General features: G+C 72.8%; 19 protein-coding genes and 1 pseudogene. 10 read left to right on the top strand and 10 right to left on the bottom strand.

What is annotated here, in order from left to right; all coding sequences use genetic code 11:
* Positions 1 to 26 precede the first annotated feature (26 nt).
* Positions 27 to 1526, top strand: a complete 1500-nt coding sequence (locus tag ACFZDE_RS22030; RefSeq protein ID WP_391201945.1) for an AMP-binding protein — start codon at positions 27 to 29, stop codon at positions 1524 to 1526.
* A 292-nt stretch (positions 1527 to 1818) separates the two neighbouring features.
* Here ACFZDE_RS22030 and ACFZDE_RS22025 read toward each other — a convergent pair whose 3' ends face one another.
* On the bottom strand, positions 1819 to 2331 hold the full coding sequence (locus tag ACFZDE_RS22025; protein ID WP_391201942.1) for an EF-hand domain-containing protein: 513 nt from the start codon (positions 2329 to 2331) through the stop codon (positions 1819 to 1821).
* Positions 2332 to 2498: 167 nt separating this feature from the next.
* Positions 2499 to 2879 (bottom strand): anti-sigma factor antagonist, encoded by a 381-nt coding sequence (locus ACFZDE_RS22020; protein WP_391000914.1) that lies wholly within the window; start codon positions 2877 to 2879, stop codon positions 2499 to 2501.
* A gap of 362 nt (positions 2880 to 3241) precedes the next feature.
* Between ACFZDE_RS22020 and ACFZDE_RS22015 the strand changes: the two genes are divergently transcribed.
* Entirely contained in the window at positions 3242 to 3823 is a 582-nt protein-coding gene (locus ACFZDE_RS22015) for a sigma-70 family RNA polymerase sigma factor (RefSeq protein ID WP_391000912.1), read from the top strand.
* Positions 3820 to 5247 (top strand): zf-HC2 domain-containing protein, encoded by a 1428-nt coding sequence (locus ACFZDE_RS22010; protein WP_391201939.1) that lies wholly within the window; start codon positions 3820 to 3822, stop codon positions 5245 to 5247. The genes ACFZDE_RS22015 and ACFZDE_RS22010 overlap by 4 nt, the downstream gene beginning before the upstream one ends.
* Before the next feature lie 76 nt (positions 5248 to 5323).
* Here the strand turns inward: ACFZDE_RS22010 and purU are convergent, their stop codons facing one another.
* Together purU and ACFZDE_RS22000 are read right to left on the bottom strand one after the other, a co-directional pair.
* Positions 5324 to 6205 (bottom strand): formyltetrahydrofolate deformylase, encoded by an 882-nt coding sequence (gene purU / locus ACFZDE_RS22005; RefSeq protein WP_391201937.1) that lies wholly within the window; start codon positions 6203 to 6205, stop codon positions 5324 to 5326.
* 107 nt (positions 6206 to 6312) lie between these two features.
* The gene (locus tag ACFZDE_RS22000; protein ID WP_391000903.1) at positions 6313 to 6813 is read right to left on the bottom strand and encodes a hypothetical protein; all 501 of its coding nucleotides are present in this window, start codon (positions 6811 to 6813) and stop codon (positions 6313 to 6315) included.
* A 117-nt stretch (positions 6814 to 6930) separates the two neighbouring features.
* Between ACFZDE_RS22000 and ACFZDE_RS21995 the strand changes: the two genes are divergently transcribed.
* The gene (locus tag ACFZDE_RS21995) at positions 6931 to 8241 is read left to right on the top strand and encodes an ABC transporter substrate-binding protein (RefSeq protein WP_391201934.1); all 1311 of its coding nucleotides are present in this window, start codon (positions 6931 to 6933) and stop codon (positions 8239 to 8241) included.
* A gap of 31 nt (positions 8242 to 8272) precedes the next feature.
* Here the strand turns inward: ACFZDE_RS21995 and ACFZDE_RS21990 are convergent, their stop codons facing one another.
* A complete protein-coding gene (locus ACFZDE_RS21990; protein WP_391201931.1) occupies positions 8273 to 10072 on the bottom strand; it encodes a hypothetical protein in 1800 nt (599 codons plus the stop codon).
* Positions 10073 to 10273: 201 nt separating this feature from the next.
* A complete protein-coding gene (locus ACFZDE_RS21985; protein WP_391000894.1) occupies positions 10274 to 11659 on the bottom strand; it encodes a transcriptional regulator in 1386 nt (461 codons plus the stop codon).
* A gap of 342 nt (positions 11660 to 12001) precedes the next feature.
* Here ACFZDE_RS21985 and ACFZDE_RS21980 point away from each other — a divergent pair, with 342 nt between their 5' ends.
* From ACFZDE_RS21980 to ACFZDE_RS21970, 3 genes are all read left to right on the top strand, one after another.
* The gene (locus ACFZDE_RS21980; protein ID WP_391001242.1) at positions 12002 to 12664 is read left to right on the top strand and encodes a bifunctional DNA primase/polymerase; all 663 of its coding nucleotides are present in this window, start codon (positions 12002 to 12004) and stop codon (positions 12662 to 12664) included.
* Between the two features lie 114 nt (positions 12665 to 12778).
* Positions 12779 to 13570, top strand: coding sequence for an ATP-binding cassette domain-containing protein (locus ACFZDE_RS21975; protein ID WP_391000891.1), 792 nt, complete (start codon positions 12779 to 12781; stop codon positions 13568 to 13570).
* Complete coding sequence (locus ACFZDE_RS21970) at positions 13567 to 15159, top strand: transporter (protein ID WP_391201929.1); 1593 nt, start codon at positions 13567 to 13569, stop codon at positions 15157 to 15159. Before ACFZDE_RS21975 ends, ACFZDE_RS21970 begins: the two co-directional genes overlap by 4 nt.
* 236 nt (positions 15160 to 15395) lie before the next feature.
* On the opposite strand, the gene ACFZDE_RS21965 is transcribed toward ACFZDE_RS21970, so the two are convergent.
* Positions 15396 to 16295, bottom strand: a complete 900-nt coding sequence (locus ACFZDE_RS21965; RefSeq protein ID WP_391201926.1) for an alpha/beta fold hydrolase — start codon at positions 16293 to 16295, stop codon at positions 15396 to 15398.
* A gap of 602 nt (positions 16296 to 16897) precedes the next feature.
* Entirely contained in the window at positions 16898 to 17590 is a 693-nt protein-coding gene (locus ACFZDE_RS21960) for a metal-dependent transcriptional regulator (RefSeq protein WP_221759220.1), read from the bottom strand.
* 269 nt (positions 17591 to 17859) lie between these two features.
* On the opposite strand from ACFZDE_RS21960, the gene ACFZDE_RS21955 reads away from it, so the two are divergent.
* Positions 17860 to 18615: a sugar isomerase domain-containing protein gene (locus ACFZDE_RS21955; RefSeq protein WP_391201923.1), complete on the top strand. Its 756-nt coding sequence runs from the start codon at positions 17860 to 17862 to the stop codon at positions 18613 to 18615.
* Positions 18616 to 18656: 41 nt separating this feature from the next.
* Here ACFZDE_RS21955 and ACFZDE_RS21950 read toward each other — a convergent pair whose 3' ends face one another.
* The gene (locus ACFZDE_RS21950) at positions 18657 to 20111 is read right to left on the bottom strand and encodes a PAS domain-containing protein (protein ID WP_391201920.1); all 1455 of its coding nucleotides are present in this window, start codon (positions 20109 to 20111) and stop codon (positions 18657 to 18659) included.
* Positions 20112 to 20561: 450 nt separating this feature from the next.
* On the opposite strand from ACFZDE_RS21950, the pseudogene ACFZDE_RS21945 reads away from it, so the two are divergent.
* Positions 20562 to 20826, top strand: a pseudogene (locus ACFZDE_RS21945) (hypothetical protein).
* Between the two features lie 53 nt (positions 20827 to 20879).
* On the opposite strand, the gene ACFZDE_RS21940 reads toward ACFZDE_RS21945, so the two are convergent.
* Positions 20880 to 21980: a citrate synthase gene (locus ACFZDE_RS21940; protein WP_391000878.1), complete on the bottom strand. Its 1101-nt coding sequence runs from the start codon at positions 21978 to 21980 to the stop codon at positions 20880 to 20882.
* 283 nt (positions 21981 to 22263) lie between these two features.
* Between ACFZDE_RS21940 and pdxH the strand changes: the two genes are divergently transcribed.
* Positions 22264 to 22932, top strand: coding sequence for a pyridoxamine 5'-phosphate oxidase (pdxH, locus tag ACFZDE_RS21935; RefSeq protein ID WP_391201917.1), 669 nt, complete (start codon positions 22264 to 22266; stop codon positions 22930 to 22932).
* Positions 22933 to 22966: the final 34 nt, after the last annotated feature.

The raw sequence follows: 22966 nt of genomic DNA, 5'->3' as shown, positions 1-22966 counted from the left end.
AGCGCGCCGAGCGGCAGGGGGCAGCCGTGAACGACACCCCGCACGAACTGAGTTCGTCCCGCACCCTGTGGGAGCTGGTCAGCCGCCGTGCCGCCCGCACACCGGAGCGGCCGCTGTTCCTCCAGGACGACCAGACCCTGACCTTCGGGGAGCTGCACAACCGCGCCGAGCGGGTCGCGGCCGGCCTGTACGGCATGGGCGTACGCCCCGGCACGGTCGTCGCCTGGCAGCTGCCCACCCGTATCGAGACGGCCGTGCTGTCCTTCGCCCTGGCCCGGCTCGGCGCCGTGCAGACCCCGGTGATCCCCTTCTACCGGGACCGCGAGGTCGGCTTCGCACTGCGCGGGTCGGGGGCCGAGTTCTTCGCGGTGCCGGGCACCTGGCGCGGCTTCGACCACACGGAGATGGCCCGGAGGCTGGGCGCGAAGGGCGTCTTCCAGGCCTACGACGACCTGCCCGAGGGTGATCCGTCCGTGCTGCCTCCCCCGCCCTCCGACGGCACCGCCGTGCGCTGGATCTACTGGACGTCCGGCACGACCTCCGACCCCAAGGGCGTGCTGCACACGGACCGTTCGCTGCTCGCGGGCGGCTCCTGCCTGGCGCACGCGCTGCGCCCCTCGGCGGACGACGTCGGCTCGATCGCCTTCCCGTACGCCCACATCGGCGGACCCGACTACACGGTGATGCTGCTGCTGTACGGCTTCCCGGCGGTGCTGTTCGAGCAGTTCGCGCTGCCGGACGCGCTGGCGGCGTACCGCGCGCACGGGGTGACCATGGCGGGCGGGTCGACGGCGTTCTACTCGATGTTCCTCGCGGAGCAGCGCAAGCGGCCGGGAGAGCCGGTGGTGCCGACCCTGCGGCTGCTGGCGGGCGGCGGGGCGCCCAAGCCGCCGGAGCTGTACCACGCCGTCGTACGCGAGATGGGGGTGCAGCTCACCCACGGGTACGGCATGACCGAGGTGCCGATGATCACCATGGGGGCGCCGGACGACGACCCCGAGCTGCTGGCGACGACGGAGGGGCGTCCGCCCCGGGGCATGGAGATCCGGATCGTGGACGGGGAGGTGCGGCTGCGCGGGGAGGCGGTGTGCCGCGGGTACCTGGATCCCGGGCAGACGGCCGAGGCCTTCGACGAGGACGGCTTCCTGCGCACCGGCGACCTCGGGCGCCTCACCGACACCGGGCACCTGGTCCTCACCGGGCGGCTGAAGGACGTCATCATCCGCAAGGGCGAGAACATATCGGCCCAGGAGATCGAGGACCTGCTGCACCGGCATCCGGCGGTCGGCGACGTGGCGGTGATCGGCCTGCCGGACGCGGCGCGCGGCGAGCTGGTGTGCGCGGTGGTGGAACAACCGCCGGGAGCACAGCCGTTGACCCTCACGGACATCACCGACTTCCTACGCACCCAGGGCCTGTCACCCCACAAGCTCCCGGAACGCCTGGAAGTAACAACTGCCCTCCCCCGAGGCGAAACCCTCCGCAAGACCCTCAAATACAAACTCCGTGAACACTACGCCTCCTAGGCCACCACCCACCCCAGGAACACGGGGCTCAGAGCCAGGCGGGCTCAGGGGCGCGGGGACTCAGAGACGCGCGGGCTCAGAGACGCGGGGGCTCAGGAACACGCGGGCTCAGGAACACGGGGTCTCAGGGACACGCGGCTTAGGGGCGCGGGGAACTGCGCGAACAACCACAACCAACCCGCACCCACCCACCCACAAACACCCCCACGAACCCCAGGGGCGCGGGGAACTGCGCGAGCGACCACAACCAACCCGCACCCACCCCCCGTCAACAACCCCCGCGGCGAAACCCCTACTCCGGCACCGTGAAGTAGCGAGCAAAGGCCGCAACGACCTCCGCCTCCCCCACCTTCCCATCCCCATCCCCATCGAGCGCGGCCGCAGCCGACCCCGCAAGCTCCTCAGGAACCCCGAGGCACACCAACACCCGCCCCGCCTCCTCAACCGTCGCGACCCCGTCACCATCCCCGTCGGCGACCCCCAGCGCCGCGTGCAGGAACGGCCGCGCGATCTCGGCGAACCGCTCGGGGTTGTCACGCAACCGCTTCACCGCCCCGTTGACGAACTCCTCGCGCGTGATGCGCTGGTCGCCGTCACGGTCCGCGATCCCGGCCATGCCCTGCCAGAAGGCCTCCGCGCCGCCATACAGGGCCTGCCCCTTGTCGGAGCGGGCCGCCACCGCGAACTCCGTGAGCAGCGCCTTGGCCGCGCCGTAGAAGTCCTCGCGGTCGATGTAGCCGTTGCCGTCCTGGTCGAAGGTGGCGAACCGGGCGGCGATCCTGCGCTCGTACTCGCTGCTGACCATGTCTTTTTCGGGCCGCCTTACGTCAGGTGGGGTGCGTCTGGGTCGGAGCGTACGACGCGGGACGCCGTTCGGGCGCGGGAAAACGTCACTTGTGGCGAGACCGGAGGAATTCCGGGACACGGGCGTGCGGAACGGCGACACTCGCTCCACCGTGCGTCATGGAGCCGTCACGCGGACAGAGGCTCACCCTCGTCGCCGAGCGCCGCGTCCACATCGCCGTACACGTCGAAGAGCCTGCGCACACCCAGCGCGCCGAGGACCCGGTTGACGTGGGAGCCGTCGGCCGCCCCGCGGGCGGGCAGCACGAGGCGCAGCCGGCCCTGGCAGGAGCGGATCAGCCGGCGGGCCGCGATGAGCACGCCGACGCCGCTGGAGTCGCAGAAGAACACGTCGGACAGATCCAGGACGAGACAGTGGTGCCCCTCGGCCACCACGTCGTGCACGCGCTGGCGCAGCACCGGCGACGTCACCAGATCCAGCTCGCCCGACACCCGGAGCACGGCCCATTCGCCCTGCTCACCGCCGGTCACTTTGAAGGTCACCACCACGCCCCTCGCTCGCCGAACCGGAAGCAGACCCTACGCTTCCTTGCAGCGCGGCTGCCCACCGGCCGTTCCCTGAAACACAACCCGAAAAACCGATCTCCCGCGGAAGAGGCTTGTTTTAGTCGGCTTCGATCCTGTTCGATCGACTTCAGCCAGGCCTGATCCGCGGGTGTCGGGGTAGGCGCGAGCCCAAAGGCGAACGGCACGAGCGCCGGAAGCCCCCTACCACCTGCACCCGGTCAGGGGGCGCACATTGCCACAAAGGGGCGTGCGCTACCGGACGTGCCGACTACATTCGAGGAGACGTCGAGCACAGGCTGGACAGAACACGGGCGCGGGACACGAGCAGGGGGTGAGGGGGCCGCATGGCGAAAAAAGACGTACCGCCTCGCTGGGACCGCAAGATGCAGCAGCGGCTCGCCCGCGGGGAAGCCGCCGCCCTCGGTGAGCTCTACGACCGGTTCGCCTGCCTGGTGCACGGCCTCGCCCACCGCGTCCTCGGCGACGAGCGCGCCGCCGACGGCATCACGCGCGAGGTCTTCATCCACGTCTGGGAGCACCCCGACTCCTACGACCCCCGGCAGGGCCCGCTGCGCACCTGGGTCGCCTCCCTGACGCACCGGCTCGCCGTGCAGCGGCTGCGTGCCACCGAGACCGCCGCCCTCGCCCGCGAAGGCTCCGGAACCACCGAGGAGCTGGAGCACAGGGTGCGCCGCGCCTCGGTCGCCGCCCGCGCCGACTACATCGTGCAGTCCATGCCCGTCCCGCTGCGCTCGGCCCTGGAGCGGGCCTACTTCCAGCGCCGGGACTACCGCCAGACCGCCGCCGACCTCGGCATCACCGAGGACGAGGCCCGCCGCCGCCTGCGCCTGGGTCTGCAACTGCTCTCCACCGCCCACGACACCGAGGCACCGGGCGCACCGCCCGGGTACGGGGGTGCGGTGTGAACGGGCCGGACCGCTTCGAGGCGTACGACGGCGACGAGGGTGAGCACGACCGCGGGAGGCAGGACAACCCCAGGGACGAAAGCAGCATTTGCGAGGAAAGCGGCGAAAGTGGGCTCGGTGCCGGCTCAGGCGGGCCCGGTCGGCCGGAGGCACAGGACGGACCGGACGGACCGGGCGGACCCGGGCACGGCGACGACTCCGAGCGCGGGCGTCCGCCCCGGATCCCCATGCCCCGGGCCTCCGTCGAGGACAGCGGACTGCCGCTGCCCGCGCCGGAGGGCCCCGGCGATTCCGCACCGCCGCCCGCCCCGCCCGCCTTCGCGCACCCCGTGCTGAAGGCCCTGCTCGGCGCCTGGGCGCTGGCCGCCTGCTCGGCCGAGGAGGCCACCGCCGTCGAGGAACACCTCGGCGACTGCGGCTCCTGCGCCGACGAGGCCCGGCGGCTGCGGGAGGCCGTCGGACTGCTGCAACGCCCCGAGAGCCTCGACCTGGACCCGGGGCTGCGGACCCGCGTGCTGGACACCTGCCTGGAACGGCGCCCGCCGCGCATCCCGGTACCGGACTGGGCCGCCGCCTACGACGCCGAGACCGCGCGCCTGGACGCCCTGCTGCAGGACTTCGGCGACGCCGAGTGGCACGCGCCGGTACGGCTGCGCTGGTTCCGGTCCGACGAGTCGACGAGCCGCCGCACCACCGTCGCCGGGGTCATCGCGCATCTGCTCGGCGTCGACGGCCTGGTGGCGGTCGCGCTCGGCCTGGACGACCCGCTGGGCGACGTGCCGGCCCGGCGGCCGACACCGGCGGCCCGCACCGAGGCCCTGTGGCGCGCCTCCCACTTCCCGCCGACCCGGTCGGTCCGCGCGCCCTGGCGCGAGCAGAGCCACGGCCTGGTGCGCACGGTGTCCTTCACGGGCGGCGGCGCCGGGAAGATGCCGGTGTCGTACGGCGACTTCGAGCTGCCCCTGCACGACGCGATGCTCGACCGCGCCTTCGAGTGCTGGGTGCACGCGGAGGACATCGCCGAGGCGGTCGACTACCCCTACGACCCGCCCTCGCCGCGCCATCTGCACCGCATGATCGACCTGGCGGCCAGGATGCTGCCGACGGCCCTGGCCCAGCGCCGCCGGGCCGGTCTCGCCTCCCCCGCCCGCCACCGGCATCTGGTCGCGGCGGGCGAACCGGGCCGCAGCCTCCGGCTGGAGATCGAGGGCTCGGGCGGCGGCGAGTGGCTGATCCCGCTGGACTCCCCCGCGGCGAAGGGCTCCGCCGAGCACGAGGTGGCCCATGTGGCCCTGGACGGCGTCGAGTTCTGCCGCCTGGCCGCCGGTCACGTCCCTCCGCAGGAGGCAGCGGCAGGCCAGGTAGGAGACAGAGAGGCCATCAGGGACGTTCTGTTCGCGGCCGCCTCACTGAGCAGGATGTGAGGTTTGGGGGCGCGGGGAACTGCGCGAACAACCACAAAACACCCGCACCCGCCACGAAACGGGATAACCCGAGCTCCTAGGCGAAGATCACAGTCCGCCGCCCATTGAGCAGAATCCTCCGCTCGGCATGCCACTTCACACCCCGGGCCAACGCCTGGCACTCCACGTCCCGCCCGATCGCGACCAGCCCCTCCGGCGTCACGTCATGCCCGACCCGCTCGACCTCCTGCTCGATGATCGGCCCCTCATCGAGATCAGCCGTCACATAGTGCGCGGTCGCGCCGATCAGCTTCACACCCCGGGCATGAGCCTGGTGATACGGCTTCGCCCCCTTGAAGCTCGGCAGGAACGAGTGGTGGATGTTGATGATCCGCCCGGACAGCGCCTTGCAGAGGTCGTCCGACAGCACCTGCATGTACCGGGCGAGCACGACCAGCTCGACACCCTCCTCGCGGACGATGTCGAGCAGCCGCGCCTCCGCCTCGGCCTTCGTGTCCTTGGTCACCGGAATGTGGTGGAAGGGGATGTTGTACGACTTCACCAGCTCGGCGAAGTCCGTGTGGTTGGACACCACCCCGGCGATCTCCACCGGCAGCGCCCCGGTCCGCGCCCGGAACAGCAGGTCGTTCAGGCAGTGCCCGAACTTGCTGACCATGAGCAGGATGCGCATCTTCCGGTCGGCCTGGTTGATCTGCCAGTCCATCTGGAACGAGTCACCGATCGCCGCGAAGCTGGCCCGCAGCTTCTCCACGGTCACCGGGGCGTCCGCGGAGAAGTGGACCCGCATGAAGAACAGTCCCGTGTCGTGGTCGCCGAACTGCTGGCTGTCCTCGATGTTGCAGCCGGTCATGAACAGATAGCTCGACACGGCGTGCACGATGCCCTTCCTGTCCGGGCAGGAAAGGGTGAGGACGTACTGGTCGGCAGGGGCCGCGGCGCTGGAGGACTGCTCGTTCATGCAGGACAGGTTCCCACAAGGACCGACACCCCCGGCAATCGTCCCGCAGGGCGGGACCGCGCCGCGGACCGTGCCGGGAGCCGCATCGGGAACCGCGCCATGAACCGCTAAGCCGACCTGGTCATGATCCGCAGCACGTCCAGGCTGCGCGGCACCGCGTCCGGGTCCTCGCCGTCACTCGTCGCGAGCCGTACGTGCGCCTCCCGGGCCGCCTGGACCGCCTCCGGCCACGCCTCATGGTCGAGGTACGCGGCGACCGGCGCGTCCGGCCCGACCTGGTGCATGATCCGCAGCACCCGCAGCACCGCGCTGTCGACCAGGGCGGCCTCCTGCGCGTCGCGGAAGATCGTGCCGACGTACTTCTCGGCGGACCAGTGGTCCAGCCAGGTGTCCTCGACCAGCCGGTACACCGCGTCGGTCACGTCGCCGAAGCCGTCCACACCGGCCAGCCAGACGTCCCGCTGGAACCCGGGATCGGAGAGCATGTGCAGCGCCGAGCGCACGTTGCTGCGCCAGCGCCACCACGGCATGTCGTTGACAGGCATGCCGCCCATGGTGGATGAGCGACGGCCACGACGGGAAGAGTTCTCCGAAGCTTGCACGGTCATCGATCGTACGTTCCCCTCCACATCGGTTACATCAGCCCCCGCATTTCACCTGTGCGTCACCACGTGTTGACCCCAGATCACTCACCGGTTGGCCGTGTGACGGAATCGTGCGGACCCATGACCGGCAGGCGACGCACCCGCAGCACATTCCTCCCCGGCCTCCTCACCCGTCACGCCAGAAAAGGCGTCCTCTCCACGGGCACGGCTCTCGCGTGCGCGTCACTCCTCGCCGGATGCGGTGTCGTCCCCGGCACCACGGGGGGCGCCGGGGACGACACCATCACCGTGATGACCTGGGCCCCGCAGGACACCAGGGCCACCAACAAACCCGGCATGCCCGCCTTCGCCCAGGCGTACGCCCGCTGGATCAACGCCACGGGCGGGATCAACGGCCGCAAGCTCACCGTGCTGACCTGCAACGACCACAACGACAGCGTGGCCGCCGCCAAGTGCGCCCGACGAGCGGCCAAGGAGAACGTGGTCGCGGTCGTCGGATCCTACAGTCAGTACGCGGACTCCTTCTTCCCGTCGCTGGAAGGCGCCGGCATCCCCTACATCGGTGGCTACGGCATCACCAACGCCGAGTTCACCAGCCCCCTGTCCTACCCCGTCAACGGCGGCCAGCCCGCGCTGCTCGCCGGGCTCGGCAGCGCCCTCGCCGACTGCGGGCCCGTCGCACTGATCCGGCCCGACACCATCGCCGGCGACCAGCTGCCCCCGCTGCTCGACTCCGGTCTGAAGGCAGGCGGCCACCGTGCCTCGACCGACCAGCGGGCGGCGGAGGACGCCACCGAGTACGACGGCGAGGCCGAGCGGGCGCTGCGCACCACGACCCGCGGCGCGGCGGACGACGGCTGCGTGGTGCCCGCGCTGGGCGACCGCAACGGCACCTTCATGGACTCCTTCCGGCGGGCCCGCGGGGACTACCCCGAGGTCCGCACGGCCACCGTGCTGGGCAGCGTCGACCAGACGGTGATCGACGCGACCGGCGGCGCGTCGGGCCCGTACGAGGGCTCGTACCTCACCGGCTGGTACCCGGTGGCGAGCGATCCGCGCTGGGACGGCATGAAGCGGGTGATCCGGGAGCAGGCCTTCGGCGACAACCGCATCGACCCCGCGGACGCCGGGGTGCAGACCACGTGGATCGCCTACACGGTGTTCCGGCAGGTCGTCGAGTCGCTCGGGGGCGGCGAGGTGAGCGCCGACACGGTGACGGACGCCCTGGACGACGGCCTGGAGGCCGGCACGGGCGGGCTCACGCCGACGCTGCGCTGGCGGTTCCAGGACAAGCTCGCCGCCGTGGGCTTCCCGCGCCTGGTCAACGCGAACGTGACCCTCCAGGTGGTGCGGGACGGGCGGCTGGTGTCGGCGCGCCAGGGTTTCGTCGACACCACGAGGACACTGCAGGACGCCGACGTGGACCACTGAACGCCCACGCCGGTCAGCCGTCCGCGTCCCGTCACAGCTGGGTCGGCTGGCGTTCGGTCAGGCCGTACTTCTTCGCGATCCCGTTCCAGAGTCCGGCCGCCTTGGCCTTCTCGGTGGTGGCGACGCCGCTGGCCCGGTTGCCGGCCCGGGTCTGGTTGGTGGCGCGGGCCTGGCCCTTCTTGCAGCCCTTCTTGCCCGCGGTCTGGTCGGCCCAGGCCGCGTAGTGGTTGTCGGCGGAGGCGGAGGCCTGCCAGGCCTTGGTGAGGGCGGTGGTCAGCGCGGCGTGGTCGGGCAGCAGGTCGACCTTGATGCCGGAGAGCCGGGTGACCAGCTGGTTGCGCTGCTTGGCCGCGTCGCGCAGGTCCTTGGCGGCGCCCGGCAGGTTGTCACAGCCCTTGACGTCGGCGACCGCGTTGATCACCGTGGTGCGGCTGTTGCCGCTGTCGGCGAGCAGCTTGTCCAGCTCGACCGCCTGGGCCCGGGCCGGGTCGGCGGACGGGGAGGCTGAGCCGTCGGTCGCGGGTGCGGAGGCGGCGACGGTCTTCTTGTCGCCGCTGTCGTCGTCACCGCCGCCCCCGCCGCTCGCGAGCAGCGCGCCCGCGCCGACGCCGAGGACGGCGATGCCGATGCCGACGGCGGCGATGACGGGCACGCGCGAGCCGGAACGCCCGCCACGCGACCGGCCCGCGGCGGGCGGGGCGTGGGAGGGCTGGGGGGCGCCGTACGAGGCCGGGGGCTGCGGCCGGGGCTGCTCGATGCGGGGCATCTGCTGGGTGGCCCCGGCCGGGCTCTCGCCGGCCTGGTCGCTGCGGAAGAGGTTGTCGAACTCGGCGGGCGGCTGCTTGTCGCCGCCGGGCACCGGCGGGATGTACTGCGTCGCCTCGGCGTCCGGGTGCGCGGCGGGCGGCAGCGGTCCGGCGCCGGTGCGGGGCCCGGTCCCGAGGAACCGCGTCGCCTCGGGGTCCTCGCCCGCGGGCATCTCGGGCGGCAGGGCCCCGGGGGCGACCGGGGGTATGTACTGGGTGGCGCCCTCGTCGGCGGCCGGCGCGACGGGCGGCAGATACTGCGTGGCCGCGGCGGCCGTGTCGTCCGTGACGGGCGGTATGTACTGGGTCGCCCCCTCGTCGGCGGCGGGCGGCAGGGGTGCGCCTCCGGCGGGCCCGTAGCCCCCCGGGGCAGACGGCAGTCCACCGCCGCACGCACCGGAGGCGGCCGGCGGACCGCCCTCGTACCCATGGGCACCGGCCTGCCGCGAGGCGCCGTGGTCACCGGCGGCCGGCCCCTGCGGGTAGCCGTACCCGGGCGCGCCGTGCCCCGGCTGCGGCTGGGCACTCCCGGCCGTCGCGCCGTAGGTACCGGCGGCGGGCCCCTGCGGGTAGCCGTATCCGGCCCCGCCCTGCGGCGCCTGGCCGCCGGAGCCCTCCGGGGGGAGCGGGGCCGCGCCGGGGGTGCCGTACGGGGCGTAGCCGGTCGCGCCCGCGGGCGGCTGGGCCGGGGCGTAGGGGTCGGGGGCCGGGGCGGCCGGGGGCTGTGCGTCCCACGCGGGCTGCTCCGGTGTGCTCCACTGCTCGGGCTGCGACTGCCAGGTCTGGCCCGGCGCGGGCGAGGCCTGCTGCCGGTCGGGGCCCCACGGCTGGCCCCAGGTCTGCCCCTCCGCGGGGGCCGAGGCCTGCGGCGCGGCCGTCGGCGGCGGGGCGGGCCTACGGCCGGAGACGTCGGCGGGTCCGCCCGTCATGCCCGGCAGCAGGGGTTCGCCACCGTCGGAGGGCAGCACGATGCCTTCGCGCGCGGGGCGCGCCGAGGGCTCCTCGCCCTGTCCACTCTGCGTCACCGGGACTCCTACTTATGGGGGACCTTGTGAATCGTCGGGTCACGCTACCGGGTCCCCAGAGCCCCGTGCCACGCAGCACAGGGCACGACCCCGTGCCCTGTGAGCGCGGTAACACCACCGGCTCACGGCGCGCTGTTCCTGTCACCTCCTGCGCATCGAGCCGCCGTTTCCCGCATGTTCACGCATCCGCGGCCCCCGTGTTCACGCAGCCGCTTGCAGGTCGAGGCGCGCCCCGAACTCCCTTACCACCGCCTCGTCCCGGTACGGCTCCAGCCGCTGCTGGAAGTCCTCCAGGTACTCGGCGCCCCGGTTGGAGCGCAGCCCCTCCAGCAGTTCCACGGCCTTCATGCCTGTGGCGCACGCCTCTTCGATCTCGCGCTGCTGCACCTGCGCCGTGGCCAGGAGCACATATCCGATGGCCCGGCGGCGCGCCCGCGTCCGGGGGTGCCCGGCCAGCGACTCCTGCGCGCACCGGGCCGCCGCCTCGGCCTGCCCGAGGTCCCGGTGGCAGTGCGCCAACTCGTCGGCCAGATACGCCTCGTCGAAGTGCGCGATCCACACCGGGTCGTCCCCGGCGGCCGGGTCGGCCGCCTCCAGGGCGTTCACCGCGCGCCCCGCCGCGGACTGGGCGGCGCGCACGTCGCCCATGAGGGCGTGCCCGCGCGCCTCCGCCGCGAGGAACATGGACTCCGCGCGCGGCGACACGCGCCCCCGCGCCCCCTCCTGCGCCGCCCGCGCCAACTGCGCGATCTCCCGCGGGTTTCCGAGCTGCGCGGCGAGGTGGCTCATGGAGGCGGCGAGCACGTACCCGCCGTAGCCGCGGTCCCCGGCGGCCTGCGCCAGACGCAGCGCCTGGATGTAGTAGCGCTGGGCCAGGCCGGGTTGCCCCGTGTCGACGGCCATGTACCCGGCGAGTTCGGTGAGCCGGGCCACCGCGGCGAACAGGTCCCGCCCGACCGCCTCCCGGTAGGAGCCCGCCAGCAGCCCCGAGACCACGCTGTTGAGGTAGTGCACGACGACCGGCCGCACATGCCCGCTGCCGTACTGGTGGTCGAGGTCCACCAGCGCCTGCGTCATGGCCTGGACCGCCTGCACGTCGGACTGCCCCACCCGGGGCCCCGCCGAGCGCGACACCTGCGCGTCGGGTGAGGAGATCAGCCAGTCGCGGCTGGGCTCGACCAGCGCGGACGCGGCGACGGAGGAACCGGACAGGAAGTCCCGCCGCCCCACGTCGCTGCGCCACAGCTCGCAGACCTGCTCGATGGCCCCCAGCACCGTCGGCGAGAACTGCAGGCCCACGCCCGAGGCGAGGTTCTTGCCGTTGGCCATGCCGATCTCGTCGATCGTGACCGTACGGCCGAGTTTGCGGCCCAGCGCCTCGGCGATGATCGCCGGTGCCCGGCCCCGTGGCTGCTGCCCGCGCAGCCAGCGCGCCACCGACGTCTTGTCGTAGCGCAGGTCGAGGCCGTGCTCGGCGCCGCACATGTTGACCCGTCGGGCCAGGCCGGCGTTGGAGCATCCGGCTTCCTGGATGAGCGCCTGCAGCCGTTCGTTCGGCTGCCGGGCGACGAGCGGCCTTGCGGCCATGGCGTACCCCCTGCTTTCTGGCGGTGCGCCCACGGGGCGCCCACGCCGGGTGGCTGCGGTGCCTGCCACGCACCGAGTTGACGTGCCTTCCGCGGCCGAACCCCTCACGTCCCGGCGAAAAGATCCGGCCGTGAAGATCAATGCCCCGCCGACCAGGCGAAAATGCGAGGCATGTGAGGAATGCCGGGGTAACGGCTGTTGCCGGCCCCCCTCGTGGCTACCCAGCCACGGCCCCGGTTCCTCCCGCGCGCCCCCGGACATGCACCCATGCGCCCCGGGAACAGGGGCGATGCTCTCCCCCGCGCACGCGGGTGGGCGTAACCCCTGGTGACGACCAGAGTTGTGTTCATCGTGGAAGAGACGATCGCCGGCACCGAAGCCGCTCAGATCCCGAAGCAGCGCGGGGAATCGCTGCTGGAGACCGCTGTTCGCTACGCCGAGGAGCGCCACTGGGACGTGTTCCCCGGCACCTGGCTGGAAGCCGTCGACGGCAGTCAGCGCTGCTCCTGCGGTGACGTGGCGTGTCCGGCGCCCGGGTCGCACCCGGCGCGTCCGGACTGGGCGACGCAGGCGACGGGCAGCGCGACGGTCGCGCGGCGGATGTGGCAGAAGCAGCCGACGGCGTCGATCCTGCTGCCGACGGGGCGGACGTTCGACGCGATCTCCGTGCCGGAGACGGCGGGGTTCCTGGCGCTGGCGCGGATGGAGCGGATGGAGCTGACGCTCGGGCCGGTGACGCTCACGCCGGATCGGCGGATGGAGTTCTTCGTGCTGCCGGGGGCCGGGGTGAAGGTGCCCGACCTGGTGCGCAAGCTGGGGTGGGCGGTGTCGTCGCTGGATCTGACGGTGCTGGGTGAGGGGGCGTACGTGGCCGCGCCGCCTACGCGGTTCGGGTCTCGGGGGGCTGTGCAGTGGGCCTGCCGGCCGACCCCGGCGAATCGGTGGCTGCCGGACGCGGAGGAGTTGATCTCGCCGTTGGCCTATGCGTGCGGGCGGGATCGGTAGCGCCTGATCGTCTGCGTGGTTCCTCTTCGTCGGCGGCTGCGGCTTCGTCGTGGTTGATCGCGCAGTTCCCCGCGCCCCTTAAGAGAAGGGCGTTGCCCCGCCGTAGGGTGCAAGGTGACGGAGGGAGGCGTGGTGGAATCCAGCGCTGTGCGGGTGCGGGGGCTTTGGAAGCGGTTCGGTCAGCAGGTCGCTGTGGCCGGGGTCGATCTCGACCTGCCCGCGGGCAAGTTCATCGGGCTCGTCGGGCCGAACGGGGCCGGGAAGACCACCACCTTGTCGATGGTGACCGGGCTGCTGCGGCCCGACCACGGGACCGTCGAGGTGGTCGGGCACGACGTGTGGCGGGACCCCGTCGAGGTGAAGGCCCGGATCGGGGTGCTGCCGGAGGGGCTGCGGCTGTTCGAGCGGCTGTCGGGGCGGGAACTGCTGGCGTACACGGGGCGGTTGCGCGGGCTGCCCGGCGCCGAGGTCGACAAGCGGGCCACCCAGCTGCTCGACGTCCTCGACCTGGCCGGCGCCCAGCACAAGCTGGTCGTCGACTACTCGACCGGCATGCGCAAGAAGATCGGGCTCGCCGCCGCTCTCCTCCACAATCCCGAAGTGCTGTTCCTGGACGAACCGTTCGAGGGCGTCGACCCCGTCTCCGCGCAGACCATCCGGGGAGTCCTGGAGCGGTACACGGCCTCGGGCGCCACGGTCGTGTTCTCTTCCCACGTCATGGAGCTCGTCGAGTCGCTGTGCGACTGGGTCGCCGTCATGGCCGCCGGGCGGATCCGCGCCACCGGCACCCTCGCCGAGGTGCGCGGCGACGCGCCCTCGCTGCAACGGGCCTTCCTCGAACTCGTCGGCGCGCAGGGCCGGGACGCCGGATCCGACCTGGACTGGCTGGGCGGCGGGTCGCGGTGAGCGCCCCCGCGATCACCCCGGTCTTCGTCCGGCTGAAGCTGTCGCTGCTGCGCAACGGACTGCGGCAGTCCGGCGGGCGCAAGGCCGCCTACATCACCTCGGCCGTCTTCGCCCTGCTGTTCGCCGCGCTCCAGCTGATCGGCCTGATCGCGCTGCGCGGGCACGCGCACGCCGAGTCGGTGGTCGTGCTCGCGGTGGCGGTGCTGGGGCTCGGCTGGGCGGTGATGCCGCTGTTCTTCCCCGGTGGTGACGAGACCCTCGACCCGACCCGGCTGGTGATGCTGCCGCTGCGGCCCCGGCCGCTGGTGCGGGCACTGCTCACGTCCTCACTGGTGGGCATCGGGCCGCTGTTCACGCTGTGCCTGCTGGTCGGGTCCGTGATCGCGGTGGCGCGGGGCGGGGCGGCGTTCGCCGTCGGTGCCGTCGCCGTCGTCCTGGCGCTGCTGCTGTGCGTGGCTCTCGCGCGGGCCGTCGCCGTGACCAACGTACGGCTGCTGACCAGCCGCAAGGGGCGGGACCTCGCGGTGCTCAGCGGGCTCGTCATCGCCGTCGGGGCGCAGATCGTCAACTTCGGCGCGCAGCGGCTCGGGGCGTCCGGGCTGGGCGAGCTCGACCCGGCCGCCGAGGTGCTCCAGTGGGTGCCGCCCGCGTCGGCGGTCGGCGCCGTGCACGCGGCCGGCGAGGGGTCGTACGGTGTGGCCGTCGCGCAACTGGCGCTGAGCGCGGGTGCGCTGGTGGCGCTGCTCGCGCTCTGGTCGCGGCATCTGACCCGGCTGATGACCTCGCCCGACGGCTCCACCCTGCCGAGCGCCGAGTCGGCCGCGAAGGAGCGTTCGTCGACCGGGCTCGCGCGGCTGCTGCCGGTGGGCCGTACGGGCACGGTCATGGACCGCAGTCTGCGGTACATCTGGCGCGACCCCAAGACCAAGGCGGCCTGGGTGACATCGCTGGCCATCGGGCTGATCGTGCCGGTGTTCAACGCCTGGCAGGGCACCGGGTCGGTGTACTTCGCGTGCTTCGCCGCGGGGATGCTCGGCATCCAGATGTACAACCAGTTCGGGCAGGACACCTCGGCGTTCTGGATGGTCGCGCTGACCATCTCCTCGCCCCGGGACGCCTACGTCGAGCTGCGCGCCCGGGCGTACGCCCTGCTGCTGATCACCCTGCCGTACGCCACGCTCGTGACGGTGGTGACGACGGCCATGCTGGGCGACTGGCAGCGGCTGCCCGAGGCGCTGGGGCTGTCCTTCGCGCTGCTCGGCGCGATGCTGGCGACCGGGGCGTGGACCTCCGCCCGCTTCCCCTACTCCATCCCGCAGGAGGGCTACAAGAACGTCGCCCCGGGGCAGACCGGGCTCGCCTGGATCTCCATCTTCGGCGGGATGATGGCGGCCGCCCTGCTCTGCGCGCCCGTCATCGCGCTCACGATCTGGCTGAACGTGAGCGCCGACGGCGACGACTGGACGTGGCTGCTGCTGCCGGCGGGCACGGTCTACGGGGCGGTGCTCACGGCGGCAGGGCTGAAACTGGCCGCCCCGCGGACGGCCGGGCGGCTGCCGGAGATCCTGGCGGCGGTCAGCAAGGGCTGACTCCGGCTTCCGGAGGCCGAAGGCGACCGCCGATGGCTGAGCCGGAGGCCGGAGGCGGACTGCGGTGGCCGGAACCGAACTACGGAGGCCGGAGGCGGACGGCGAAGGCCGGAGGCGGACTACGGAGACCGAACCGGACTGCGGAGGCCGAACCGGACTGCGAAGGCCGAACCGGACTGCGGGGGCAGAGGCCGGAGGCCGGGGGCAAGGGGCGGCGCCGGCGCAGTGAGCCGGTGTCAGCCGCCGCTCAGTGAGTCGAGGAACGGCTCGATGGCGGCGCGCCAGGCCTCCGGCTGGTCGTAGTGCACCAGGTGGCCCGCGTCGGCGACCTCCGCGTACTGGCCGCGGGGCAGGACCCGGACCATCTCCTGGGCCTCGGCGCGGCCCAGCTCGCCGTCCAGGCCGCGCAGGACCAGGGCGGGACAGCGGACCTGGGTCAGCTCCTCCCAGTGCGCGTCGTAGACCCAGGTCTCGCGGGAGCGGAGCATCTGCTCCGGGTCGAAGACGGGACGCCAGCCGTCCGGGGACTCGGCCATCACCTCGGCGTAGAACTCACCGCGGGCCGGATTGGGCCTCTCCACCCAGGGGTCGTCCTCGCCGAACCACTTGCGGACGTCGGCGAGCGTGGCGAAGGGCAGCGGCCAGGAGTCGAACCACTGGCCCCACTCGCGCTGGGAGGCGGCGCCGAGCGCGGAGGCCCGCATGTCGCAGATGATCAGCCCGCGGACCAGGTCGGGGCGCTTGGCGGCGAGCTGCCAGGCGGTCAGCGCGCCCATGGCGTGGCCGATGAGGACGGCCGGGGCGAGGCCCAGCTGCTCCAGGGCGGCCTCGGCGTCGTCGACGTAGGCGTCACGGGTGAAGGAGCCCTGCGGGGGTTTGTCGCTGCGGCCGTGGCCGCGCTGGTCGAGGGCGACCGCCCGGTGGCGTCCGGAGAGCCAGCGGGCGGTGGACGCCCAGTGCGAGGCGCGGCCCATGAGGCCGTGCAGTAACAGCACGCCCGAGGAGCCCTCCGGTGCGGTGGGCCCGGCGTGCGCCCCCTGGCCGTCCTGCGCCGGATCGGGCTTGGGCGGGTCGCCGAACTCCCAGGCCGCCAGGCGTACGCCGCCCGTCCCGGTCACGTCGATGCGTCGCGCCATGTCCTGGCACCCCCCAAGCTTCGCGCGGACCGCGGCTCCCTTGAGCCGTCCGGTCCTGTGAACCGTGTTCTGCCTTCTGTTGCCTCTGCCGTGCTGGTTGCCGTGTCCGTCGGTGCAAGTGTGCCGTGCGCCGCCCGAAGACTATCGAAAGCGCATTCGAGAATCCGGCTTCCGCGGGCAACACCCCTCGTTCGAGTGACCACCCCCGGGGATTGATCGCCGGTGCCGAGGGGAGATCTTCAGCGGGGGGCGGACCGCTCGGGGAAACCGGTCCGCGGGGAATGACCCTGAGAGCTCGGGGCTCCGGGTCAGCACAGGGGAGGACAGGCCCCGGCGCCACATGGCGCCGGGGCCCTCCACATCTGCGCGGCACATCCTCCCGCCCCCTCCCCGGCCGGGGCGACATCGCTGTCGAGCCGCGGCCCAGAGCCCCTCAGGTCATATGCCTCACGCGACAGCGTCGCACGGGAAGCGTGCGGGCGCTGCCGTTCGACGGACTGGGTCCCCGAATCGGTCCGGATCACGCCAAGAGCGCATCGACGCCACAACGGCCGCACGCGCAACCGGAGTTGGCGCGTGCCCCGGCGCGACAGGCGGTCGGTTCAGGGCTTGGCGACGAACACGTGGGAGGCGACGTCCGACTCCAGCTCGGCCGCCTCGCCGCCGCTGCCCACCAGCACCCCGCCCGCCGACTCGGTCACGCTCACCACCGAGCCGGGCTGCACGCCCGCCCGCCGCAGCGTGTACATCAGCTGCGCGTCCGTCTGGATCGGCTCGCCGATCCGGCGCACCACGACCGTCTTGCCCTCGGCGCCCGGGTCGAGCGTGGCCAGCGACACCATGCCCTCGTCCAGGAACGGGTCCGCGCCGTCCTTCTCCCCGAGCTCCTCCAGACCCGGGATCGGGTTGCCGTACGGCGACTCCGTCGGGTGCCGCAGCAGCTCCAAGACGCGGCGCTCCACGGCCTCGCTCATCACGTGCTCCCAGCGGCACGCCTCCGCGTGGACCTGCTCCCACTCCAGGCCGATCACGTCGACGAGCAGACACTCGGCGAGGCGGTGCTTGCGCATCACGCGCGTGGCCAGTCTGCGGCCCTCGTCGGTCAGCTCCAGATGCCGGTCGCTGGCGACGGACACCAGACCGTCGCGCTCCATCCTCGCCACCGTCTGGCTGACGGTCGGCCCGCTCTGGTCCAACCGCTCGGCGATACGGGCGCGCATGGGGACCACACCCTCTTCCTCCAGCTCGAGGATGGTGCGGAGATACATCTCCGTGGTGTCGATCAGTCCGGACATACGTGCCCCTCGAATGAGATCTGCCGGAGGCTGGACGGCTCACCGGCGTGTGCGCTGGCCCTGCACCCAATTCTGCCGGATACCACCGACAACCGGGCCTCGGGAGGGAAAGCCGGGGATTACCCGGCCGGGCGCAAGGGTACGGACTTCCCTTTCGGCCGCTTCCCCGGGCCGGGCGCGCGGCCCACGGCCGTGTTGACACCGCACTGGTCCAGACCGCACCGTGATGCGCGACACAAGCCGATCAGGCCAGCCCGAAGGGACCCCGTATGAGCGACCGCGCGCCGGCCGGCCAGTTCCTCGACTCCGCGATCGGCCTGCTGGAGCGGCTGCGCGACGAGGAGGCCGACAGCATCGCCGCGGCCGGGACACTGCTGGCCGACACCGTCGCGGACGGGGGCCGGCTCTTCGCCTTCGGCGCCGGGCACTCCTCCCTCGCCGCGCAGGACCTCGTCTACCGGGCCGGCGGGCTCGCGCTGATGAACCTCCTGGTGGTGCCAGGCGTGGTCGGCGTCGACGTCATGCCCGCGCCGCTCGGCTCCGCCCTGGAGCGGGTCGACGGCCTCGCGAGCGCCGTCCTCGACAGCTCCCCGCTCCGCCACGGCGACGCCCTGCTGATCATCTCCCTGTCGGGGCGCAACGCCCTGCCCGTGGAGATGGCGATGAGCGCCCGCGCCCTCGGCGTGCAGGTCATCGGCGTCACCTCGGTCGCCTACGCCTCGCAGACCGAGTCCCGGCACTCCTCGGGCACGTATCTGAAGGACCACTGCGACCTCGTCCTCGACTCCAAGATCGCGGTCGGCGACGCGGAACTCACCCACGACGACATCCCGGCCCCCTTCGCCCCGGCCTCCACGGTCGTCACCTCGGCCCTCCTCCAGGCCGTCATGGCGACGACGGCCACCACCCTCGCCGAGCGCGGCGTCGAACCGCCCCTGCTGCGCTCCGGCAACGTCGACGGCGGCCACGACTGGAACACCCGGGTGATGGAGCGGTACCGCGACCGGATCTTCTACCGGCACTGAACGGGGCACGGGCGGGGCCGCGCTGCCCCCCGCCCCGCCCCTCACGTCCCGTTCGACAGCCCCGCGAGATCCAGCGACGTCGCGATCCGTACCGCCACGTCCTCCGCGTACATCGCGTCGGACCGCTCGAAGGCGCTGCGGCCCGCGCCCCGCAGGAACGTCACGACCCCCAGGGTCCGGCCCCGGCTGCGCAGCACCGCGCACAGGGCGTGCACCGCGTCCGGTGGCCACTGGCGGGCCAGGGCCCACTCGCGGGCGGCCTCGGGCGGAGCCGTGCCCGCGCTCGCGCGTACGGCGCCCACGCGCTCCACGCACTGCAGGGCCGGGTGCCCCTCGGCGTAGCGCACCGGCAGGCCCGCGAGGTCGGCCAGCTTGCTCGGGCCCGGTGCGCCGGACGGCGTGGCGGCCACCCGGACCAGCCGGACGGGACCCTCGGTCTGGGTGTCGGTGAGGGCGCCGCCGACGACCCGGTCGATCACCGCGTGGTCCGCGAAACCGGCCAGGGCGAAGTCCAGGTGGACCGTGGCCGCCTCCGCCGGGTCCTCGCACTCGGCCGCGGCCCGCGCCGCGCGGTGCAGCTGCTGGGTCCGGAACCGCAGCAGGGACGCCTCCTGCTCGGCCTGCTTGGCCTCCGTGACGTCCTGGAACAGCCAGCCCACACCCAGCGGAACCGGTTCTTCCGCCAGTGGAGAGGCCAGCCGCAGGAAGCCGCTGCGCCAGCACCGGCGCTTCTCGCCCTCCGTCGCGCGCACGGTCACCCACACCTCGGCAGGCGCGGGCGGCGCGCCCTCGGCCAGCACATGCTGCAACGCGCTCTCCAGCTCCTCCACGCCCTGCGCCAGCAGCTCGCCGAGCGGCCGTCCCAGCACCGACGTACGGCCCGTGCCCAGGGCCCGGGCGGCGTGCGCGTTCACCACGGCCGGACGCAGATCCACGTCCACCAGCACGACACCCCAGCTGGCGTCCTCGAACAGCGCCTCGCTCAGCGCGATCGAACGCTCCAGGTCGATCTGGGCGTGCACCTCGCTGAACGCGCAGTACACCCCGGCCGGCTTTGCGTCGGGCCCGCGCACGGCGGCCGACTGGGTCCGCACGAGCACCCGTCCGCCGTCCTTGGTCAGCAGGGCGAACTCGTGCACCTGCCGCCCGGGCGCGTGCATCACGGACAGCAGCCGCCCCTCGACCTCCTCGGCGTCCGCGGTGCGCACGGCCCATCCGGCCAGACCGCGGCGCCCGACGGCTTCCTCCGCGCTCCATCCGAGGATCCGCTCGGCCTCGCGGTTCCAGTGCGTCACGACCCCGTCGGCGTCGAACGCGCACAGCGCCGCGTCCATCCCGTCCAGCAACGCGGCAAGCAGATCCGAACCATCCGAGTCGCGCTCGGGCTCGTCCGGCCCCAGCTCGTCGGTGGTCCCACTACGCCGGGAAGCACTCACCTGGACCCCCTGCAGGCTGCGTCCGCACGTCCGGCACGTCGGTTCGCTCCTTGCAATCATTCAACTCGAACGTGACCCAGCGCACACCGAGTTCCCACAACATTGAAGGAATCGTTGTACGGCGGCAATCCCCACGTCAACGCCACGGAGGCGGCTCGGCCGGGCAGATCATCGGCCGATCGCCGGCGTCCGGGAAAAAGCGGTTGATCCGGGGCCGGACTGTTTCCTAGGCTCCAGGTACACGAGAGAGGAGGTGGTTCGGCAGATGTATGAGAACCGGACGCGTGAGGTGGCTGCGGGCTAGCGGCCCGTCACCACACACAGTGCGGTGCCGGACCAGCGCGTGAGCGACGCGCAGCCGGCCCAATCTCCAGCAGTCACCCGACCCGCGAGTCGCCGGTACGTCCGGCCGGCTCCTCCCCAGGAGGAACCAGACTCGCGGGTCGTCTGCGTTGTGTCGTCTGAGACGACCGGATCGGCAGTGCCCTGCGGGGTGAGAACCCGGCCGTGATGCGCCGGATGGGGTCGGGATTCGCGGTGATCGGCGATGTGCAGTTCCTGCCCGGCTACTCGGTCCTGCTGACCGACGATCTGGCCCGGGTTCCTGCACGCTCATGTGTGGCCCCGCTACGACTGGGAGCCCGAGGGGCTGGTGCGGCTGCCCGTGTGGCTCTATCCGCGGCAGCGGTGGAGCGAGGAGCGGTTCGCGCTCGGGCCCCGGCACGACCGGCTGCGGGAGGCCATCGGTGAGGAGCTCGACCGGCTCGCGGGGTGACGCACGCGGACGGCCCCACCCCGGGTCGGGTGAGGCCGTGCGGGGTGGGCGGGTCAGTGGGCGATGGCGTCGTAGCCCTCGATCTCGCGGGGGTTGCGGGTGCCCGGGCCCACGTAGCGGGCCGAGGGGCGGACCAGCCGGCCGGTGCGCTTCTGCTCCAGGATGTGGGCGGACCAGCCGGCGGTGCGGGCGCAGGTGAACATGGACGTGAACATGTGGGCCGGGACCTCGGCGAAGTCCAGGACGATGGCCGCCCAGAACTCGACGTTGGTGGCCAGGACACGGTCGGGGCGGCGGGCGTGGAGCTCCGCGAGGGCCGCCTTCTCCAGGGCCTCGGCGACCTCGAAGCGGGGCGCTCCCAGCTCGCGGGCCGTACGGCGCAGGACCCTGGCGCGCGGGTCCTCGGCGCGGTAGACGCGGTGCCCGAAGCCCATGAGGCGTTCACCCTTGTCCAGCGCGTTCCTGACGTAGGCCTCCGCGTCGCCCGTGCGCTCGATCTCCTCGATCATGCCGAGGACGCGCGAGGGGGCGCCGCCGTGCAGCGGGCCGGACATGGCGCCGACGGCTCCGGACAGCGCCGCCGCGACGTCCGCGCCGGTCGAGGCGATGACCCGGGCCGTGAACGTGGACGCGTTCATGCCGTGCTCCGCGGCGCTCGTCCAGTACGCGTCCACCGCCGCCACGTGCTTGGGGTCCGGCTCGCCGCGCCAGCGGATCATGAACCGCTCGACGACCGACTGCGCCTTGTCGATCTCCCGCTGCGGGACCATCGGCAGGCCCTGGCCGCGCGCGGACTGCGCGACGTAGGAGAGCGCCATGACGGCTGCCCGGGCCAGGTCGGCGCGGGCCTGCTCGGCGTCGATGTCGAGGAGGGGTTTGAGGCCCCAGACGGGCGCGAGCATCGCCAGGGCGGACTGGACGTCGACGCGGATGTCGCCGGAGTGCACGGGGATGGGGAACGGCTCGGCGGGCGGCAGGCCGGGGTTGAAGGCGCCGTCGACGAGCAGGCCCCAGACGTTGCCGAACGAGACGTGACCGACCAGGTCCTCGATGTCGACGCCCCGGTACCGGAGTGCGCCGCCCTCCTTGTCCGGTTCGGCGATCTCCGTCTCGAACGCGACGACTCCCTCGAGCCCGGGTACGAAGTCGGACATCAGGCGGCTCCTCGTGATGTATGTGACAGATGGTGTTGGTGGGGTGGGACGAACGAACCATGTGTCAGTCAGCTTGCGAAGCGGGCGACCGTCCGGAGGATCCACGGTCGTCCGCGCGACTCGCGGCCCTGGCCGGTCTCCCCTGTGATGCCCCGAACGGTCGGCGGTCACCCAACCGATACGGCACCGAAACGATATCCCCGAGTGCCATATTTGGGGAGGGTTCACGGCACTCAGTGCCACGCAGTGACGAAGGACACCGCCCGTACGGCAAGATGACCGGGTGACCGACCGCGACGACGTCCCTTTCGATCTGGCCTCGATGCGCAAGCAGTACCGGGCCGAGGGGCTCTCCGAGACCGAGCTGGCCGCCTCCCCCGTCGAGCAGTTCGCGCGCTGGTTCAAGCAGGCCGCGATGGACGGCGGGCTGTTCGAGCCGAACGCCATGATCGTCTCGACGGCCGACGCCGAGGGCCGCACGACCGCCCGCACGGTGCTCCTGAAGCACTTCGACGAGCAGGGGTTCGTCTTCTACACGAACTACGACTCCCGCAAGGCGCGTGACCTGGCGGAGAACCCGCACGTCTCGCTGCTGTTCCCCTGGCACCCGATGGCCCGGCAGGTCATCGTGACGGGGATCGCCCGGCGCACCGGCCGGGACGAGACGGCCGCGTACTTCCGCACCCGGCCGCACGGCTCCCAGCTGGGGGCCTGGGCCAGCGCCCAGTCCTCGGTGGTCGCCACCCGCGCCGACCTCGACGCCGCGTACGCCGAACTCGCTGCCCGCTACCCGGAGGGCGAGCAGGTGCCGGTGCCGCCGCACTGGGGCGGTTTCCGGGTGGCCCCGCAGGCGGTGGAGTTCTGGCAGGGCCGCGAGAACCGGCTGCACGACCGGTTGCGGTACGTGGAGCAGCCCGACGGCAGCTGGCGGGTGGAGCGGCTCAGCCCGTGAGGCGCGCATCCCGCCTCCGCGCGGACACCTGCTC

It is taken from the genome of Streptomyces sp. NPDC007929, from assembly GCF_042959065.1.
GTDB lineage: Bacteria > Actinomycetota > Actinomycetes > Streptomycetales > Streptomycetaceae > Streptomyces.
This window is presented reverse-complemented; position numbering and strand designations above follow the sequence as displayed.

Bases quoted from the DNA above. Each gene is read 5' to 3' on its own strand.
- ACFZDE_RS22025 (WP_391201942.1), bottom strand. From the start codon at position 2,331: ATGGTCAGCAGCGAGTACGAGCGCAGGATCGCCGCCCGGTTCGCCACC.
- ACFZDE_RS22015 (WP_391000912.1), top strand. From the start codon at position 3,242: ATGGCGAAAAAAGACGTACCGCCTCGCTGGGACCGCAAGATGCAGCAG.
- purU (WP_391201937.1), bottom strand. From the start codon at position 6,205: ATGAACGAGCAGTCCTCCAGCGCCGCGGCCCCTGCCGACCAGTACGTC.
- ACFZDE_RS22000 (WP_391000903.1), bottom strand. From the start codon at position 6,813: ATGACCGTGCAAGCTTCGGAGAACTCTTCCCGTCGTGGCCGTCGCTCA.
- ACFZDE_RS21995 (WP_391201934.1), top strand. From the start codon at position 6,931: ATGACCGGCAGGCGACGCACCCGCAGCACATTCCTCCCCGGCCTCCTC.
- ACFZDE_RS21985 (WP_391000894.1), bottom strand. From the start codon at position 11,659: ATGGCCGCAAGGCCGCTCGTCGCCCGGCAGCCGAACGAACGGCTGCAG.
- ACFZDE_RS21965 (WP_391201926.1), bottom strand. From the start codon at position 16,295: ATGGCGCGACGCATCGACGTGACCGGGACGGGCGGCGTACGCCTGGCG.
- ACFZDE_RS21960 (WP_221759220.1), bottom strand. From the start codon at position 17,590: ATGTCCGGACTGATCGACACCACGGAGATGTATCTCCGCACCATCCTC.
- ACFZDE_RS21955 (WP_391201923.1), top strand. From the start codon at position 17,860: ATGAGCGACCGCGCGCCGGCCGGCCAGTTCCTCGACTCCGCGATCGGC.
- ACFZDE_RS21950 (WP_391201920.1), bottom strand. From the start codon at position 20,111: ATGATTGCAAGGAGCGAACCGACGTGCCGGACGTGCGGACGCAGCCTG.
- ACFZDE_RS21940 (WP_391000878.1), bottom strand. From the start codon at position 21,980: ATGTCCGACTTCGTACCCGGGCTCGAGGGAGTCGTCGCGTTCGAGACG.